This window comes from Paractinoplanes ovalisporus (assembly GCF_016834655.1).
Taxonomy (GTDB): Bacteria; Actinomycetota; Actinomycetes; order Mycobacteriales; family Micromonosporaceae; genus Actinoplanes; species Actinoplanes ovalisporus.
Genome location: NZ_JAENHP010000001.1, coordinates 966958 through 985753, shown reverse-complemented (window position 1 = coordinate 985753; position 18796 = coordinate 966958). Strand labels below are relative to the sequence as shown.

The window sequence follows — 18796 nt, the reverse complement described above, 5'->3', positions numbered from 1 at the left end:
GGCCGCGAAAAAATCTAGGGAGCGATGCAGACGCGGTCGCGGCCGGTCTGTTTGGCCTGGTAGAGCGCCCGGTCGGCCCGGGTCAGCAGCTGCTGCAGATCGGGGTCGTCGCCGTTGCCGCAGGCCAGGCCGAGGCTGATGGTGACCGGCAACGCGCCCGCGGCGGTGGGCACCGGCTCACCCGAGACCACGTCGTGCAGCCGCTCGGCCAGCTCCGTCGCGAGTGGCCTGTCCTGCGGCGTGACCACCGCGAACTCCTCACCGCCGTAGCGGCCCAGCACGTCACCCTCGCCCAGCGCCCGCCGCAGACGGTCGGCCACCACCCGGATGACCTCGTCGCCGACCGGATGCCCGTACGTGTCGTTGATGCTCTTGAAGTGATCGATGTCGACCATGACGGCGGCGATCGGCGTGCGGTAGTCCCGGGCGTGGCGCAGGTGCCGGTCGGCCTCGGTGAAGAAGTGGTTGCGGTTGAAGACGCCGGTGAGCCCGTCGACGGTCGCCATCCGCCGCACCTGGCTGAACAGACGGGCATTCTCGTACGCGGTCATGCCCTGCCCGGCGATCGCGGCCGCGGTCTGCGCCTGGGCCTCGGTGATGGGCTGCTCGCGGGCCGACCCGACCAGCAGGATGCCGAACGGCTCACCCCGCAGCGACACCGGCACCGCCCACCAGCTGCGCGGCGAACCGAGCAGTTCGTCGATCGACTCTTCGCCGGGGGCCGCCGTGCGCGCTCGCGGGCCGGTCAGACCGAGCAGATCGGACGGTACGGAGAAGTGTTCGCCGACCCGGGCCGCGGCGCCGTGCGAGGCCGCTACGACCAGCCCGTCGGCTTCGCCCCGGCTCAGCAGCACGGCCGAGTTGCCGCCGACCGTGCGGGCCAGGCTGTCCAGCAGCCGCCGCATCACCTCGTCGGGGTCGAGTGACGAGCTCTGGTCGGCCATGGCCGCGCGCAGGGTCTCGGCCACGTCGCGCTGCCGGCTCGCGGTCTGCACCGCGACCTCCAGCTGGGCCGCCCGCGCGGTCTCCATCGACACCGCGATGTGGTTGGTGATGGCCTTGAGGATGGCCACGTCGTCGCCGGTGAACACGCCCTTGGCGATGCGGCTGTCCAGATAGACCAGGCCGCGCAGCTGCCCGTCGAACTTCAGCGGGGCGATCATGATGCTGCGCAGGCCGTGCGCCTGCATGCTGTGCGAGCCGAGCGCCGCGCCCTCCTCGGAGCCGGTCACCACCAGCGGCTCACCCGTCTCGAGCACCCGGTCGACCAGGGTCGCGCTGTAACCGGTGAACTCGTGGATCTCGCGGCCCTCGCCGTCGCGGCCCACGTGCGGCACGAGCTGGCCCAGGTCGCGGTCGAGCAGGAACAGGAAGGCCCGCTCGGCCCCAAGGAAGCGCAGCGTCTCGTCGAGCGCCACCCGGGCCAGCTCGCGCGGGTCGAGCACGGTCGCCGAGGCCAGGCTGACCTGCTGCAACGCTTCCAACCGGCGGCGATAGAGGGCGGCCGCCCCGCCCTCGGCGGCGTGCCGGCCGCCGGTGGTGACCAGGGGAGCGGGGCCCGGCTCGGGCTTGCTCTCGGGGAACTCCTCCTCGACCCACCGCACCCGCTGCGGCCACTGCTGCTCGGCGGCGATCGTGCGGGCCGCGATCGCCTCGTGGGCGGCCGGGGCCGGCTGGTTCAGCGCCTGGAACGCCCTCGCCCGTACGCGCGCCGCCTCGTACGTGATCAGTGGCGCGTCCATCGGCAGCAGGTCACTGTCCACCCCGGCCAGCGTGCGCACCGCCTCCTCGGGGCGGCCGCGCAGCAGTTCGAGGTCGGCCCGGGTGACCCGGTGGAACGCCCGCAGCGGCTTGTCGGTCGCCTTCTCGCCGAGCCGCCCGACCGCCTCGCCCGCGGCGGCCAGCAGCTCGGGACCGGCCGCGGCCCCGGCCCGGTGGCAGCGGGTCAGCCGGCCCAGCGCCTCGAAGACGTAGATCACCCGCTGCTCGGGGACGATCGACCCCGGCGTCAGGCCGAGCTCGGCGAACTCGGCCGTGAGCCGGTCGAACGGCTCGCCCAGCTGGTCCTGCTCGACCAGGGCGACCATCCGGGCCCCGTACAGGTTGATCAGTTGCATCGGGTTGTCGGGGTTGGCCCGCAGGAACCGGCGCAGCGCCTCGATGTGGGCGTTCGCCTGCTCGGCCCGCCCGCGCTGCGCGGCCAGCACCGCCTCGACCGCCCGGATGGCGTTGCCCTCGGCCTCGTTGCCCGGCCCGATCCGCGTCTTGGCCCGCTGCAGCCAGGCCTCGGCGTCGGCGGTGCGGCCGCGCTTGAAGAACTGCATGCAGACGCCGCCGACCGCGGTCAGGTAGTCGCCCAGCTCGAGCCAGCGTTCGTGCTCGATCAGCGCCTTGCCCCAGATCTGCGAGTCGTCGTCGCGTCCGCCGAGGTGGCTGCCCGCGCCGCGCTTCCACTCGACGTAGCCCACCAGCTCGGGGTCGCCGATCTCGGCGGCCACGGCCGCGGCCCGGTCGAACAGCCGGGACGCCAGCGCCGGGCGGGCGGCCACGTCAGCGATCACGCCGAGGCCGGCCATGTGCTGGGCGTATTCGCGGCCCGGGCCGAGCCGGTTGATCGGGTAGAGCGCGCGCAGGCTCATCATGGCCCGCATCAGGCGGCGCATCCGCATGGACAGCGCGAACGTGCCCAGGTCATAGAGGATGGCCTGCAGGCGGTAGCGTTCCCGGCTGCGGTCGCGGGCGGTGCCGAAGCCGACGTGGGTACGCCCCACGAACAGGCCGAGCAGCACCGACACCAGCGTGGTCAGCACCAGCCCGACCCGGCCGCGGGGGAGCGGCCTGCCCACTTCGGCGAGCCCCCGGCGTACGGCGTCGAAGGCCCGGTCCGGGTTCCACGAGCTGTTGTGCACCTGCGCCACCTGGGCCCGGATCTCGGCTCGGCGCAACTTGTCGGGCTCGTCGCGCAGCGCGTGGTCGAGGTGCCGCAGCGCCTCGGCGAACCGGCCGGTGCGGGCGCAGCTCGTGCCCAGCGCCACATAGAAGCCCGGCTGCGGGGCCAGACCGGCGCTCTCGGCCGCCTGCCGGGCCGCCTCGAGGAACGTGCGAGCCTCGGCCGGCGCGTGCTCGGCCAGGGCCAGCCGCCCGGCGTTGAGGCCGCTCAGGTGCACCCGGTCGGGCCGGCGGTGGGTCTCGCCGAGCGCGTAGTGCCGGGCCGTGGAATAGACGTAGCGGGGGTCGTCGAAGGTGGCCGCGTCGAGCATCTCGGCGATCCGCTGATGCATCCGGCGCAGGGCGGCGTCGTCGAGGCCGACCAGCAGAGCCTCGCGGATGCGGTCGTGCAGGAACCGGTATCCGCCGGTGCCGGCCGCGGTCACCAGCCGCCGCGACTCGGCCTCGGTCAGCAGGGCCCGCGCGTGCCGGGGGTCGATGGCGCAGACCGCCGCCACCAGCTCGGCCGGGAACCAGCGACCGGCCGTCGCGCCCGCCACCAGCAGGCGCCGGCTCTCTTCGCCGAGGCCGTCGATGCGCTGCAGCACCAGGTCGACGGCGTCGCCCGACAGCTCCAGACGGTCGAGCCCGGCCAGGTCGAGCCGCCAGCCCTTCCAGGTGGGCGCGATCAGCCCGGCGTCGAAGACCGCGCGGACGTACTCGCCGACGATGAACGGGTTGCCGCCGGCCCGTTCGGCCAGCTCGGCGATCTGGGCCCCGGGCAGGCTGACCCCGCCCAGGTGTTCCTCGACGAGCTGGATCACGGCGTCGCGGTCGAGCGGGCGCAGCGGCAGGCGGGTGTCCAGGGTGGCGTCCATGTCGGCGCCGAACCGGTCGAGCGCGGCCGCGCTGTCGGCGTCGTCCCGGCTGGTCGCGATCACCAGCAGCGGGGTGCCGGTGAGCCGGTTGGTCACCTGTTGCAGCACCCGGCGGGTCGGGCCGTCGAGCCACTGCACGTCGTCGATGTGCAGCACCGCGCCCTGGAACTCGTCGGCCAGCCCGACCAGGAAGGCGGCGACGGCGTTGACGAACTGTTCCTGCCGGTTGAGCTCGCCGATGCGGGGGGCCTGCATCAGGTCGGCCAGCAGCGGCGACAGCGTGCGCAGCAGGGGGCCACCGCGGCCCGCGGCCCGGGTCAGCCGCCCGATCGCGCGTTCCCGCTCACCGTCGGGGAGGCGTTCCACCGTACGGAGATAACGCTCGACCGCCCCGCGCAGAGGCGCCAGCGGCACCGGGTCGTCGGGCACGCACTTGCCGTAGAGGACCAGATCACCGTCCGACTTGACGGCGTTCGTCAGTTCCCGCACCAGCCGTGTCTTGCCCGCGCCGGCCGGGCCCTCGACGACGGCCGCCCCACCCGCGCCGTCCCGCGCCCGCAGCCAGCGGTTGGCCAGCGCGATCACCTCCTGGTCACGGCCGACCAGCAGGGTGGGCCCGATCGGGCGGACGCCCCGGCGGTCGGACGCCACCGCGAACCGGTCACCGGGCCGCTCGGCCAGCCGCCGCAGATCACTGAGCAGGCCGTCGCCGCTCTGGTAGCGGTCGTCCGGGTCCTTGGCCATCAGCGTGGCGATGATCGCGGCCATCGTCGGGGACAGGTCGGGGCGGGTCTCGCGGGCGTCGGGCACCGGCGCGGTGGCGTGCAGCCGGATCAGCTCGCCGATGTCGTCCGAGGCGTACGGGAGCCGGCCGGTGACACATTCGTGCAGCAGCACGCCGAGGGCGTAGAGGTCGGAGCGGCCGTCGACCGGCCGCTTGAGCATGCCGGTCTGTTCGGGGGCGCAGTAGGACAGCGTGCCCGCGATCCGGTCGTCGGCCCCACCCCGCCCGGCCAGCCCGAAGTCGATCAGGCGGCTGGTGCCGGTCCGCTCCACGATCACGTTGTCGGGTTTGACGTCACGGTGCACCAGGCCGGCCCGGTGGGCGGCGGCCAGCGGCCCCACCAGGTCGATGGCCAGGCGGAGGGCGTCGTCCTCGTCGAGCGGCCCGCGGCGCAGCACCTGCGACAGCGGCGCGCCGTCGATGTATTCGAGGACCAGATAGGCCCCGGCGGACGACCGGCCGACCTCGAAGATGCGCGGGAGCAGCGGGTGACCGACGCAGCCGAGCAGCGCCGCCTCCCGGCGGATCATGGTGAGAGCGTGCTCGCCGTCGGCCGCCGACAGCACCTTGAGGGCATAGTCCTCCCCGTGGCGGCGGACACGGTAGACCACCGTCTCGGCCCCACGGCCGAGCTGCGCGATCACCTCGAGGTCGGAGACCGACTCGGGTGTCGTCCCAAAGATGGCGGTCAACTCGTCCTTCCATTCCCGGCGGGCTATCCGGACGGTACGCCCCGCCCCTGGTGGGACACCACCTCCGCGGCGAATTCGATCGCTTGTCCAGCCGGTCCGGGCGGCCGTCGGGGCAGGTGGGCCCCGGGCGTGTTCCCGAACGTGCGGCGAAAGACATCGATGAACGTACTCGCCGACGACCACCCGCACCGGTGCGCCACTATGGTCACCGGCGCTCCGTCGGCCAGCAGCACCAGCGCGCGGTGCAGCCGGAGCTGGGTGCGCCACTGCGGAAACGTCATGCCCAGGTCGTGGCGGAACAGCCGGGACAGCGTACGGTCGCTCGCACCGACCACCCGTCCGAGCTGCGCCAGCGTACGGGAATCGCCCGGATCGTCCGTACGCCTGACCCTCGCCGTGGTGTTCCGGTCGGTCGCGTTCGTCGGCCTCGGAACGTTCGTCTCGCTCTACGCCCAGCACCGCCCTGGGCACGTCGTCGGCCGGCACCGCGGCACTGTTCGTCCGCTATCCGGGCGGCATCGGCGGCTCTCTGCGGGGCGGCCGCGCCACGCTCGGTTTGGCGTCGTGGGTGGCTGTTGCTCCCGGCCCCAGGTGCTACTCCTATCCATGGCCCGCCCTGCCAGGGGGACCACCACCCTAGTCCCCATTGTTTCGCGATTTGGGCGATCTTGGGGTGGGGCCTGTGGACAAGCCGGAATTGTGGACAACGGTTATCGGGCGGGGCTCAGGCGTAGCGTGGTCGAAGCCCGGCCCGCTGGGTCGGGTGCGCGTCGCCAGCCTGGTCTGCGTGCTGTCCCGGGTCGGCACAGTCAGCGGCACGACCCTTGGCTTGACCGTCAGTGCTGGCGGCCTGGCCGCCCCCTGATCGGCCACCTGGCCGACGTCACCTCACTGTGGACGGCTTTGCTCCCGCTGATCGTCATGCCTTCGCTGAGTGCCCTGATGTTCCACACCTGAGTGACCGAGGTGCGAAAAAATCTCACTCCTCAAACGGCGGTCGCGGGCTCATCATGAGGGGCATGGCGCTGACGATGCACACGGCCGCGGAACGGCCCGATCTGTGGGAGCGCGGCATTCCCTCGGCCGAGGTCTGGCCGGAGTACAACATGCACGGTGACCGGCTCGGTCCCTTGTGGGCGTACCTCGACGAGGAGCTGGCCGACTACCAGTTCGTGCTGTGGGACGACGAGACCGGGGCGGTCGTGGCCGAGGGGCACACCGGTCCCTTGTGGTGGGACGGCGACGACGCGAACCTGCCGGACGGCATCGACTCGGCCATCGAGCAGTGCTTCGCCCGTACGCGGGCCGGTGAGCCCGTGAACACGCTGTGTGCGCTGGCGGCCGAGACTCCGCGGGGCGGTCGCCGCCGTGGCCTGGCGCGTGAGTTGCTGACCGCGATGCGTGAGGTCGCGCGGCGCCGGGGGCTCACCCACCTGGTGGCGCCGGTGCGGCCGTCCTGGAAGGAGCGCTACCCGCTCACCCCGATCGAGCAGTTCGTGCGGTGGCGGCGGCCCGACGGGCAACTGCTCGACCCCTGGATGCGGGTCCACGAGCGGCTCGGTGCCCGGGTGTCGACGACGCTGCCCGAGTCGATGATCATCACCGGGACGGTGGGGGAGTGGGAGGAGTGGACGGGCATGCTCTTCCCGGAGAGCGGCGACTATGTCTTCCCCGAGGGCCTGGCGCCGGTGCGCATCGACGTGGCGGGCGACGTGGGCTCGTACTGGGAACCGAATGTCTGGATGGTCCACCCCGACCTGGGCTGAGTGGTCCCGCACGGGGACGCCCGTCTTGACGGGTTTCGAAGTGATTCAGCCGAACGGTGGAGCCGGGACCGCCGGGAACGTCAGCCGCGAATGCCGCACCGGCGCTGTTGCCCACAAGATCACTGCCGCTATCTTTAGCCGCCCGCATTCATCGGGATCAGGATCCACCCGTTCCGACTGCTCCAGGAGCCCGCCCCTCCATGGCTTTCCGTGCCACCGCCGTCGGCGCCCTCGCGCTCACGGCGATCATCGCTGCGCCCGTCGTCTACGCCCAGAGCAACGCCGAAGCGGCGCCTCAACCGGGCCCGACCAACCAGGCCGCACCGGCGCCGGAACAACTGGCCGTGGGTGCGCCCGGCCAGCTGATGAACCGGTTGTCGCGCGGCTGGGAGAACGCCACCATCACGCTGCTCGGCGACTCCACGGGCAACGACAAGGCGGAGTGGTTCTATCAGCTGGCGGCGTGGATCGCGCAGCGCTACCCGGATTACCGCACCACCTACCGCCTCTGGGACCACAACAAGCAGGCGTACGGCGCTCCGGTCGTGCTCACCGAGGGCAACGGCTGGCTCACTCTGTCGTTCTACAACGGCAGCGTCGGCGGCGCCAAGGCGGGTTATGCCCTGCAGGGCGACCGGTTCGACAAGCTGACCGCCCAGGGTGGCGACCTCTACCTCGTGAACTACAGCCACAACGAGGACAAGGAAACGGCGTACCCGACCTACCGGCGGCTCACCGACAAGCTCGCGGCCCAGTGGCCCAACCCCGAGATCGTGCCGGTCCTCCAGAACCCCGAGGGTACGCCGGGCAAGACCACGACCCAGCGGTACGCGCACACGGTGCGGCTGCGCGGCATCGAGGCCCTGGCCCGCGAGAACGGCTGGACCACGATCAACGCCTTCGGGCAGTTCGCCTCGGACAAGCGGCCGCTGCGCACGCTGGTCCCGGACGGCGTGCACCCCAACGCCGCCGGGCAGGCCCTCTGGCTCGCTGCCGCCAAGAACGCGTTCCTGCGCTAGGCGTGAGGCGCTACGCCAGCGCGGGCTCGGCCATCCGCACGATGTCGCGCCCGGCCGCCTTGGCCGCGTAGAGGGCGGCGTCGGCCCGGCCCAGCACGTCATCGTCGTCGGCGCCGGTCGCCACGGCCACACCCACGCTGACGGTGACGTAGCCGCCGGGCCCGTCCGGGTGCGGGATCCGCAGCCCCCGGATGCCGGCGCGCACCCGCTCGGCCAGGGTCCCGGCGACGGCCGGGTCGGCGTCGCCGAGCACGACGACGAACTCCTCGCCGCCGTAGCGGCAGGCCAGGTCGGTGCCGGCCCGGATCGTCCCGGCCAGGGCGGCGCCGACCTTGCGCAGGCACTCGTCGCCGGCCTGGTGGCCGAACCGGTCGTTGTACTTCTTGAAGAAGTCGACGTCGACCATCAGCACCGCGTATCCCAGCCCGGAGTGCCGCAGCCGGTCGTGGTGGGCGGCCAGCGCCTGCTCGAAGCGGCGCCGGTTGGCCAGCCCGGTCAGCGCGTCGGTCGCGCTCAGCTCCTCGAGCTTGGTGTTGGCCTCGGCCAGAGCGTGGGTCCGCTCGGCGACCCGGGCTTCCAGTGAGGCGTAGAGCATGGCGTTGTTCAGCGAGACGACCAGCTGGCCGGTGATGAGCTTGACCGCGTCCAACCGGTCGGTCGTGAACAGGCCACTGGTCTGGCGGTTGGCCAGCACGAGTACGGCCCGCAGGGCGTCACCCTGCACCACCGGCACGACCAGCAGCGAGCAGCGTTGCGCGCCGTTGAGGAAGGGGTCGCGGGCGAACCGGTCGTCGCGGGTCGCGTCCTCCACCAGCAGCACATCACGCGTGCGTACGGCGTACTGGACAGCGCTCGCCGGCAGCAGCCCGTAGACCTCGGCGCCCTCGATGTCGAGCTTGATCGCCCCGTCCGGCCCGCCGGGCAGGAACCATTCGCCGTCCTCGCCGCGCACCACGAGCACCACTTCGGACGCTCCGGTCAGCGCGGTCAGCTGCTCGACGATGGCCGCCCGCAGCGCGCCCAGGTCGGTGGCCGAGCTGAGCGCCTGTGACGCCCGCAGGATCGCCATCGTGTCCAGCTGGTCCGAGCGCAGCGCTCCGGTGACCCGCGACCGCGACCGGATGACCCGCTCGACCGGGCGCAGCGCCGGGTGGGCGGCGCGCAGCTGGTTCACCTTGCCGCTCGCGCCCCACTCCTCGTAGACCCGCAACGCCTCGGCGATGTGCAGCCGCCCGCCGGCCTCCAGGCCGACCGAGAAGTGCAGCCGGGCGGCTCGTTCCAGGATCAGCGCGGCGTGCCACGGCCGCTGCCGGGTCTGCGCGGCCTGCACGGCGTGGTCGAACGACACGTACGCGGTGGAGAGATCGTCCCGCAGCCAGGCCTCCTCGGCCGTCAGCCACAGCGCGAGGTGCCCGAAGTTGGCCGGGCAGTCGGCGGCGCGGGCGCGCATCCACTCCAGACTCGCGACCACCTCGGCCGTGCCCGGGTCGTCGGCCCGCTCCTCCGGCGGCAGGGTGTGCAGGCGGATCACGTGGCCCAGCGACGACAGCACGTGACCCTGGGTCGCCAGATAGCCGGGCAGCACGGCCATGGCGCGCCGGGCCAGGTCGGCATGCCGGCGAAGCACTTCGTCGTCGCCGAACACGGCCGCCGCCAAGGCCCGGCACAGGTGGAAGACGTTGGTGGTGAGCGCCTGCGGTGGCATGCCGGCCAGGTGGATGGCCTCGGCGAAGCCCGCGTCGTCGAGGGTGCCGGGCGGCAGCGTGCGGCCCTGCAGCGCGCGGGCCAGCTGCCGATGCGCGACCGCCACGGCGCCGAAGAACTCGTTTCCCGTACGGGCGTCGAAGGCCAGTGCCGTCTCGATGTCGGCGGCGTACTCGTCCACAGTGGCCGCCGATTCGAGCTGGCCCAGCAGAATGGCGTTCCAGGCGCCGCTGGCCATCTCGAGGTCACCGCCGCGCACCAGACCCTCGCAGCTGCGGCGCAGCGCGGCAATGGTGTCCTCGATCGGCTCGGTCCAGATCTGCAGCTGCATCGCGTGCCGATAGCGGGCCAGCGAGGTGAACGGCTCGTAGTCGCGGCGGTCGCTGACCTCGAGCACGTGCCGCCCGATCCGGGTGCCCGCCCGGTAGTCGTCGGTGTTCTGCAGCAGCATCATGCCCAGCGACGTCAGCGTGGCGCCGAGCTGCGCCGACGGGCCGTAGCGGACCCACATGCGCCAGCTCTGGATCAGCACCCAGCCGCCCAGCAGCCGCTCGCCGAGCAGGAAGCACATCGGCATGAGCTTGCCGTAGACGCGGCTCCGGGCGAGCACGCGCGGGTCGGTGATCTCGGGCCGGGCCAGGTCGGCCGCCAGGTCCAGCCGGTCGGCCCAGGCCAGGATCTCGCGCAGGAACTCGGGGATGCGCCGGCCGAACTCGGGCCCGGGCAGCTCGTCGCCGAGCCGGGTCAGCAGGTGGCGGCCCAGCTCCAGGCCTTCGAGCTGCCGGGACCGCTGAGCCAGGCTGCTCAGCTGCACGACGGCGACGGACGTCAGGCGTACGGGATCGGGGTCCGCTTTCTCCACCGCGGCGTAGACCCTGTCGGCCTCGTCGAGGCGCCCGAGCAGATAGAGCGCCCGGTGCCGGCGGCCGAGCACCTCGATCAGGCCGGGGTCGTCGTCCGGCCGGCCCAGCGCCAGGTAGGCCTCGACCGCCGCGGCCGCGTAGTCGTCGGCGGCCTGGTGGTTGCCGGCCGCGGCGGCGCTCTCCGCGGCCACACCGAACAGACCGGCCATGGTGTGTCGCTCGGCCGCCTCGGTGACCAGCCCGGCCGCCTCCAGGTACTGCTCGGCGGCCAGCACCGCGGTGTCCGGTCCGGTGGCGAGGCGGCGGGCCATGTCCAGCCGCATGCGCCGCCGGTCGTCGTCGGAGAGCCCGGCCAGCACGGCCCGCCGGACCCGCTCGTGCCGGAACGCGGGGCGGGCCGGGGCGGCGGCGTTGCCCGGGATGACCGTGGTGATGATGAAGTCTTCCTCCATCGCCGGGTACATCGGCGCCGGCATCTTCGTCAGCTCCATGCCGGCCGCCTGCGCGAAGACGAGGTTCGGCACCTCGTCCCCGGCGAGCAGGGCCAGCACGCGCAGCAGCCGCAGGGTTTCGGGTGGCAGGTGCTCGACGCGGTCGCGCAGCAGCCCGGCCACGTCGCTGCGGGAGGCCTGCCGGCGGATCCGTTCCTCGTCCCAGCGCCAGCCGTGCTCGCCGAGGGTCAGCGCCTCGCCGCGGCGCAGCGCGTTGGCCAGCTCCAGGGTGTCGGCCGGGTTGCCCGCCGCCCACGGATACAGCAGCCCGGCGAGGCGTTCGGCGTCGCCGCCGGGGAGTCGCAGCATCTCGCTCAGCAGGTCGGCCGACGCCTCGGCGGGCAGATTCTCGAGCCGCAGCACCGGGACGGCAGCGCCCCAGCGGCCGACGCTCACGTCGTCGGCCTCACCCGGGCGGAACGTGCCGACCACGAGCACACCCTCGATGCCCGGCTCGGTGAGGATCGCGTCGAGCAGGTCGAACGAGGTGGGGTCGGCCCACTGCAGGTCCTCGACCGCCATCAGCAGCGGCCGTTGCCGGCTCACCACGGTGGCCAGCAGGGAGACGACCGCCTGCCGCATCCGTACGGCGGCCCCGCCGTCCTCGGCCTCGGGGTGTTCCTCGTGGTCGCCGCCGAGCAGCGTGCCGAACTCGGGCAGGGCCGTGGCGATCAGGCCGGCGTTCGGGCCGAGGGCGGTCAGCAGCGGAGTGCGCAGCGCGGTCAGGGATTCCTGCGGCTCGGCCAGCAGCAGACGGCCGAGCCGGCGCAGCGCGCGCAGCACGGGCCCGGCCGCGGCGCCCAGCCGGGCCGGGTCGGCGCGGCCGATCACGAACCAGCCGCCACGCGTCGCCACGGGCCGGCGCAACGCGTTCATGAGAGCGGACTTGCCGACGCCGGCCGGGCCCGAGACGAGGATGCCGCGCTTGCCGCCGAGCACCGCCTCCTCCCACGCCGCCCGCAGCTCGATCACCTCGGTGTCACGGCCCACCAGAAGCGAGGGCGCGGTCAGACGCAACGGGAAGTCGCGCTCACCCAGAGGGAACGCGACCTCGGGCAGGTCGCACAGCCGGGCCAGGTCGTGAGCCAGCCCCTCGGCGCTCTGATAGCGGCGGTCCGGCTCCTTCTCCAGCAGCCGGGCCACGACCGCCGACAGCATCGGCGGGGTCTCGGGACGCAGCTCGGTCAGCGGCGCCGGCACGCGCAGCAGCAGGTCCCGGACGAGCTGCAGGTCGTCGTCGTGCACGAACGGCGGGCGCCCGGCCACCACCTCGTAGAGGGTCGCGCCGAGCGCGTAGAGGTCGGCCCGGTGGTCGACCGGCAGGCCGGTGCGCCCGGTCTGCTCCGGCGGCAGATAGGCCAGCGTGCCCTCGATCTCGCGCAGGTCGTTGAAGGCGGTCTGGTCCTCGCTGAACAGGCTGGCCACGTCGAAGTCGACGAGCACCGGGCGGCCGGTGTCGTCGAGCACGATGTTGACCGGGTTGATGTCCTTGTGCACCACCCCGCGGGCGTGCATGCCGGCGATGATCCGGGCCAGCCGGTGCGCCAGCCGGGGAACGTCACCCAGGCTGATCTCGCGCGCCGCGGCGGCGTAGGCCAGGGTCCGCCCGCCCTCGTCGACGAGCAGTTCGGCGTCCGGGTGGGTCCAGGCGGCCAGGCGGCCCACCCCGGGGATCCCGGCCAGCCGCTGCAGCAGGGCGTGTTCCCGGCGCCGGCGCATCGGGCCGCTCGCGCCGTAGTACTCCTTCCAGATCACGCTGGTCTCGCCGTCGGCCAGGTAGACCCGTTTGACCACGGTGCGTTCGGTCGACGAGAGCACGGCGTGGTAGGAGCCGGCTGTGGACAGCTCCGGGGGCTGCCCCTCCCTGCTCTCCACGCCCATCCGTCACCGCCCGCCTCACCCGTCCCGCCTCGACCGCGGGCTGCGCTAACTACCTGATCGGTCCGAACCGGCGCAGCGTGAGGAAACCACGTTTTAGATAGAGAACGTGAGCCGATGGACCGCCCCCGCGAGGGCCGCGTGCGGCCTGTTCGTCTTCGTCCTGGCCGCCCAGACCGGCGCCGCCCTGCTGCCCGGCGCGCGGCAACCGCTGACGTTCGCCTGCATGGTCACGCTCAACCTGGTGGGTGGCGTTTGCGCCGTACGGGCGTCGCGCGGCGGCAACCGCACGGCGTGGCTGATGGTCGCCGCGGGTCAGGGGCTCATCGTCGCCACCAACACGGCCATGGGGTCGGGGCAGTTCTGGCTGGGCTCGGCCTGCGGCATGGCCATGTACGCCACGTTCGCCCTGGCCGCCCTCACGTTCCCGGCCCAGGCCCTGCGCGGCTGGGCCCTGGCCGGCCTGGTCGGCGAGACCCTGGCGGTGCTGGGCTGCGGCTTCATGTTCGTCTGGTACTTCGTGCTGCGCCCGCACCTGGCCGAGCATGACTGGGCCCACTGGCCGCTCACCGTCGGCTTCCCGCTGGGCGACCTGCTGCTGCTCATCGGTATCGCGGCCGTGGTGCTGCGCGGCGGGCTCAACGCGTCCAGTCCGCCGCTCACGCTTCTGGTCGGCGGCCTGAGCGTCTTCCTGCTGGCCGACGCCGGGTTCAACGCGATCGGCGACGACGGCAACCACACGACCGGGCCCCTCGCGGCCACGATGATGGGGGCCCTGGCCGCCCTGTGCGTCGCGCTCGCCTCGCTCTGGCAGGCCGCCGTGGCGCAACGGGGCGGGCAGCAGGCCGCCGTCATGCGGCGCCAGTGGGGCGCCGAGTGGTTCTCCTACCTGCCCAACGCCGCCGTCGCCCTCGGCCTCGCCCTGATGATCGTCGTGACCGTGCGGCATGGTCAGCTCCTCACGTGGGGCGGGCTCGTGCTCGGCCTGATCGTGGTGACGGCCGGGGTCACGCTGCGCCAGATCGTCTCGCTGCGGGAGAGCCGGCAACACGAGACGAGCGACCCGCTCACCGGGCTCACCAACCGGGTCGGGCTCGACCGGCAGCTCGTACGGGCGGTGCGCCGGGGCGAGCCGATCGCGCTGCTGCTGGTCGACCTCGACGGGTTCAAGGCGGTCAACGACACCTACGGACACCGGGCGGGGGACATGCTGCTCGTCGAGTTCGCCTCGGTGCTGCGACGGTCCGTACGAGGAACCGATGTGGCCTGCCGGGTGGGCGGCGACGAGTTCGTCATCCTGCAGCGTGAAGTCACCGAGGCGGCCGACGCGCTGGCGCTGGCCAGGCGGATCCTCGCGACCGCGGCGAGCTCACCGGTCCCGGTCGGCGAGCACGCGGTCGTCGCGCGGGCCAGCGTCGGGGCGGCGCTCGCGGTGCCGGGGGAGACCGCGGACGACGTACGCCATCATGCCGACATCGCCATGTACCAGGCCAAGCGGGCGGCCGTGCACGGCGTCGTGCTCTACCAGGCCGGCATGATGGACCGCCGGGCTGACGACGCCGCGCTCGGCCGCGATCTCGAGGAGGCGGTGGAGAGCGGCCAGCTGCGCGTTCTCTATCAGCCGATGATCGACCTGGAGTCGGGGCAGCCGCTCGGCGCCGAGGCCCTGGTGCGCTGGCACCATCCGGTGCGCGGCATCGTCGGCCCGCTCGACTTCATCCCGGTCGCCGAACGCACCGGCGCCATCACCGGGGTCGGCTTGTTCGTGCTGGAACAGGCCTGCCGCGACGTGCAGGCCTGGCCCGACCACCTCTATGTGAGCGTCAACCTCTCACCCCGGCAGCTGCAGGACCGTACGCTCGTGCCGGACGTGCTCGGCGTGCTGCGGCGCACCGGCCTGTCCCCGTCCCGGCTCGTCCTGGAGATCACCGAATCGGCCATTGTGGATGACCGGATCGCCGTCCCCGCCCTCGAGACGCTGCGCTCCAAGGGGATCCGCATCGCGATCGACGACTTCGGCACCGGCTACTCGTCATTGCAGTACCTGAGCCGCCTGCCGGTCGACGTCCTGAAGATCGACCACAGCTTCGTGGCCGAGCTCGACGGCACCCGCCAGGGCTCGGCCATCACCGAGGCGGTGATCCGGCTGGCCGAGATCCTCGGGCTGACCACCGTCGCCGAGGGCATCGAGCGCCCTGCGCAGGCGGACGAGCTGCGGGCCCTGGGGTGCCAGGCCGGTCAGGGTTTCCTCTATGCGAAGCCCCAACCGGCCGCCGACGTGACCCGTTTCGTGGGCGCGTTGCTGCGTTAGTGCGCCTCCGGCTCCGTGGCGTCCTCGGGCTTCTCAGCCTTCTCGACCGACGTCGCGGGCTTCTCGACCGGCTTCGTGGCCTGGTCAGCGGGCGTCGCGGGCGGCTCGGCCGGCGCCGCGGGCTTCTCCGCCTCGTGCTCCGCGCCCGGCTTGCGGCGGTGGATCGTGTACGTCATCACGACCACGATGAGTGCGCCGACGATCAGGCCCAGGATGGCGCTGAAGATGGTGTTGACGAGCCAGCCGACCACGCCGCCGAGGGCACCCGTGGCGTCGTGGGCCGCCTCCTCCATGTGGTGCACGGCCTCGTAGAGGAAGTGCAGGCCCAGCTCGTCGGTGCCGACCAGCAGGATGTGGCCGCCGACCCACAGCATCGCGGCCGTGCCGACCACGGTCAGTGTGGTGAGCACCTTGGGCATCGCCTTGACCAGGCCCCGGCCGAACCCGGCGATCGGGCCCGGGCCCTGCGAGAGGCGCAGACCGGCGTCGTCCATCTTCACGATCAGGCCGACCGCGCCGTAGACCACGACGGTCATGACCAGCGCGACCAGGGCCAGGATGGCCAGGCGCGACCAGAACGGCTCGTCGATGACCTCGTTCAGGGTGATGACCATGATCTCGGCCGACAGGATCAGGTCGGTGCGGACCGCCCCCGAGACCAGGGTCTTCTCGTCCTTGGCGGCTTCGTCGTCGTGCGCGGCGTGGCCGGAGACCTTGGCCCACACCTTCTCGGCGCCCTCGTAGCACAGGTAGGCCCCACCGAGCATGAGGATCGGCGTGAGCAGCCACGGCACGAACTGGCTGAGCAGCAGGATCGCGGGCAGGATGATCAGGAACTTGTTGCGCAGCGACCCGATCGCGATGCGCTTGATGATCGGCAGCTCGCGCGAGGCGGCCAGCCCCTGCACGTACTGCGGGGTGACCGCGGCGTCGTCGATGACAACACCCGCCGCCTTGGCGCCGGCCTTCGCGGCGGCCACCCCGACGTCGTCGATGGAGGCGGCCGCGGCGCGGGCCAGCACCGCCACATCGTCCAGCAGGGCTACGAGTCCACCGGCCAAGGCGAGTCCTTCCAGGGGTCGGTCAGTGTCCGTGCCGGCTCATTGTCGCCCACGGCGCCGACCCGGGGCATGTCAGGTGCCGAAGCGGCCGGTCAGCGGCGGGTCCCAGAACACCCGGATCCCCGCGATCCCGTCCGTCCGGCAGTCCAGCACCGCCACCCCCATCGGCTCGCCCCACTGGTGCACGCGGGCCGCCGGCTGCCCGTTGGCCACCACCGGTTCCATCCGCCATTCGCCCGGCTCACCCACGGCCGCGGTCAGCACCGGCAGGCAGCTCGCGACGCCGTCGAACCGGTCACCCTGGGGCCGCAGATCGAGGACGGCGTCGCGGCGCAGCAGGGCGGCCAGTCCGCTCACGTCGGCCGTCCGGAACGCGGTCATGTACGCCTCCAGTTGCCGTTGCGCCTGGGGGCTGCGAGGTTCGACGACGTCGTCGGGGTGGGGCGCCACCTCGGCCAGGCGGGCGCGGGCCCGCTGCAGGGTGCTCTTGACCGCGCCCGTGCTCAGGTCCAGCATCTCGCCGACCTCGGCCGCGGGGAAGGCGAGCACATCCCGCAGCAGCAGGACGGCCCGCTGGCCCGCGGTGAGGGTCTGCAGCCCGGCGACGAAGGCCAGGCGCAGGTCGTCACGGTCATCGGCGTACGGCTGGACCGGGAACACCTCGGCCGGCGGCGGGTCCTGCCGGCGCTTGTCGATCGCGGACAGGGCGACGTTGGTGGCGATGCGGTGCAACCACGTGCGTACGGAGGAACGCTCTTCGAACCGGTCCCACGCCCGCCAGGCCCGCAGGTAGGTCTCCTGCACCGCGTCCTCGGCCTCGTCCCACGACCCCAGCATGCGGTAGCAGTGCCCGGTCAGCTCGCGCCGCAACGGCTCGGCGGCGTCGGTGAACGCGGTGGTCATCAGCCCAGTGTGCGGCGCAGCCATCGTCCCGCCCTCGCGATCGCGTCGTCGGCCACCGGGGAGTTGCCGGCCGCCATCTGGAAGGTGTGCAGCTGGCCCGGGAACTCGTCCAGCACCACCTGGGGAGCCCGCGCCGCCAGCAGCCGGGCGTCGGCGAGCAGGGCCTCGTCGCCGCCGACCTGCACATAGGTCGGTGGCAGTTTGCCCAGGTCGGCCCGGGACGGATCGTACGGATCCTCGGCGCCGGCCAGGTAGGCGGCGGCGAGGCCTTGGATCAGCTCCGCGGTGAAGAACGGGTCGCCGGTGGTGGCACGTTCACCGGTGAAATCGACCCACGGCGAGAACAGCACCAGGGCCTCCGGCGGGTCCTCGCGCAGCGCCAGACCGAGCGCGAGGGTGGCGCCGCACGAGTCACCGGCGATCGCGACCCGGCCCGGCAGCGCCCGGTAGATCACGCCGAGCTGGTCGAGCTGGGCCGGGAAGACGTGCGCGGGCACCAGCCCGTACTCCACGACCAGCGTGTTCCGGCCGGCGGCGAGCGCGAGATGGCCGAACATGCGCCGGTGGGTGGCGATCGACCCGCTGACGAAGCCGCCGCCGTGGACGGCCACCAGCACGGAGTCGCCCGGGGCGCCGGGCGGGCGCAGCCACAGGCCCAGGTCGCTCATCTGCTCGTCCAGGCCCGTGGGCTCGGTCGTGAGCGACTCCCAGGCCCGGGTGTCGTCGCCGGCGGCCCGTTCCTGCCACAGCCGCCGGTTGAGGTCGGTCGTTGTCGTCATGCCGGTACAGACCGGGAAGGGGCCGGAAAGGAATCGGTAGGGTGACCGGCATGCAGCTGAGTTCCCGCGTCGACCACGCCGTCGTGTCCGGCACCTTCAGCCTCGACGGGCAGACCTTCGACGTCGACAACAACATCTGGGTGGTCGGCGACGACAGCGAGTGCGTGGTGATCGACGCGCCGCACGACGTGGACGCGATCATGGCGGTGGTGGGGGAGCGGGAGGTACGGGCGATCGTCTGCACCCACGCGCACGACGACCACGTCCGCGTCGCGCCCGCCCTGCGTGACCGCACCGGCGCCCCGATCCTGCTGCACCCGGCCGAGCGGCCGCTGTGGGAGCTCACCCACGGCACAGACGTCGCCTGGGACAGAGACCTGGCCGACGGCGAGAAGATCGAGGTCGGCGGCACGGCGCTGACCGTCCTGCACACGCCCGGCCACGCGCCCGGCGCTGTCTGCCTCTACTCGTCCGACCTGGGCTGCGTCTTCACCGGCGACACCCTCTTCCAGGGCGGCCCCGGCGCCACCGGCCGCTCCTACTCCGACGCCGACCAGATCGTCGCCTCGATCCGGGCCACCCTGTTCGTCCTGCCCGGCGAGACGGTGGTGCACACCGGCCACGGCGACGACACCGCCATCGAGGCCGAGCGCAGCAACCTGTCCTGAGCGTCGAGACGACGCCCTGTTCCGCCGAGCGTGGGGTGAGGTGAACACGCGGCCAAGACAGGGGAGCAAAA

At 72.8% G+C, this 18796-nt stretch carries 10 protein-coding genes; 4 read left to right on the top strand and 6 right to left on the bottom strand.

Going from position 1 to position 18796, the window contains the following annotated elements; genetic code table 11:
• Positions 1-14 precede the first annotated feature (14 nt).
• Both JIG36_RS04455 and JIG36_RS04450 read right to left on the bottom strand, forming a co-directional pair.
• Positions 15-5282, bottom strand: a complete 5268-nt coding sequence (locus tag JIG36_RS04455; RefSeq protein WP_203374666.1) for a diguanylate cyclase — start codon at positions 5280-5282, stop codon at positions 15-17.
• Between the two features lie 23 nt (positions 5283-5305).
• Complete coding sequence (locus tag JIG36_RS04450) at positions 5306-5617, bottom strand: helix-turn-helix transcriptional regulator (protein ID WP_307872568.1); 312 nt, start codon at positions 5615-5617, stop codon at positions 5306-5308.
• A gap of 684 nt (positions 5618-6301) precedes the next feature.
• On the opposite strand from JIG36_RS04450, the gene JIG36_RS04445 reads away from it, so the two are divergent.
• Together JIG36_RS04445 and JIG36_RS04440 are read left to right on the top strand one after the other, a co-directional pair.
• Positions 6302-7048, top strand: coding sequence for a hypothetical protein (locus tag JIG36_RS04445; protein ID WP_203374665.1), 747 nt, complete (start codon positions 6302-6304; stop codon positions 7046-7048).
• Between the two features lie 200 nt (positions 7049-7248).
• Positions 7249-8067, top strand: a complete 819-nt coding sequence (locus JIG36_RS04440; protein WP_203374664.1) for an SGNH/GDSL hydrolase family protein — start codon at positions 7249-7251, stop codon at positions 8065-8067.
• A gap of 10 nt (positions 8068-8077) precedes the next feature.
• Here JIG36_RS04440 and JIG36_RS04435 read toward each other — a convergent pair whose 3' ends face one another.
• Complete coding sequence (locus tag JIG36_RS04435; protein WP_203374663.1) at positions 8078-13000, bottom strand: diguanylate cyclase; 4923 nt, start codon at positions 12998-13000, stop codon at positions 8078-8080.
• Positions 13001-13112: 112 nt separating this feature from the next.
• On the opposite strand from JIG36_RS04435, the gene JIG36_RS04430 reads away from it, so the two are divergent.
• Entirely contained in the window at positions 13113-15314 is a 2202-nt protein-coding gene (locus tag JIG36_RS04430) for a putative bifunctional diguanylate cyclase/phosphodiesterase (RefSeq protein WP_307872567.1), read from the top strand.
• On the opposite strand, the gene JIG36_RS04425 is transcribed toward JIG36_RS04430, so the two are convergent.
• From JIG36_RS04425 to JIG36_RS04415, 3 genes are all read right to left on the bottom strand, one after another.
• Positions 15311-16375 (bottom strand): DUF808 domain-containing protein, encoded by a 1065-nt coding sequence (locus tag JIG36_RS04425; RefSeq protein WP_203374662.1) that lies wholly within the window; start codon positions 16373-16375, stop codon positions 15311-15313. The two genes, JIG36_RS04430 and JIG36_RS04425, sit on opposite strands and share 4 nt — an antisense overlap.
• Positions 16376-16447: 72 nt before the next feature.
• Entirely contained in the window at positions 16448-17278 is an 831-nt protein-coding gene (locus JIG36_RS04420) for a sigma-70 family RNA polymerase sigma factor (protein WP_203374661.1), read from the bottom strand.
• Entirely contained in the window at positions 17278-18057 is a 780-nt protein-coding gene (locus JIG36_RS04415) for an alpha/beta hydrolase (protein WP_203374660.1), read from the bottom strand. The genes JIG36_RS04420 and JIG36_RS04415 overlap by 1 nt, the downstream gene beginning before the upstream one ends.
• A 56-nt stretch (positions 18058-18113) precedes the next feature.
• Here JIG36_RS04415 and JIG36_RS04410 point away from each other — a divergent pair, with 56 nt between their 5' ends.
• Entirely contained in the window at positions 18114-18725 is a 612-nt protein-coding gene (locus JIG36_RS04410; protein WP_203375015.1) for an MBL fold metallo-hydrolase, read from the top strand.
• Positions 18726-18796 lie beyond the last annotated feature (71 nt).

Bases quoted from the DNA above. Each gene is read 5' to 3' on its own strand.
- JIG36_RS04420 (WP_203374661.1), bottom strand. From the start codon at position 17,278: ATGACCACCGCGTTCACCGACGCCGCCGAGCCGTTGCGGCGCGAGCTG.
- JIG36_RS04440 (WP_203374664.1), top strand. From the start codon at position 7,249: ATGGCTTTCCGTGCCACCGCCGTCGGCGCCCTCGCGCTCACGGCGATC.
- JIG36_RS04445 (WP_203374665.1), top strand. From the start codon at position 6,302: ATGGCGCTGACGATGCACACGGCCGCGGAACGGCCCGATCTGTGGGAG.
- JIG36_RS04415 (WP_203374660.1), bottom strand. From the start codon at position 18,057: ATGACGACAACGACCGACCTCAACCGGCGGCTGTGGCAGGAACGGGCC.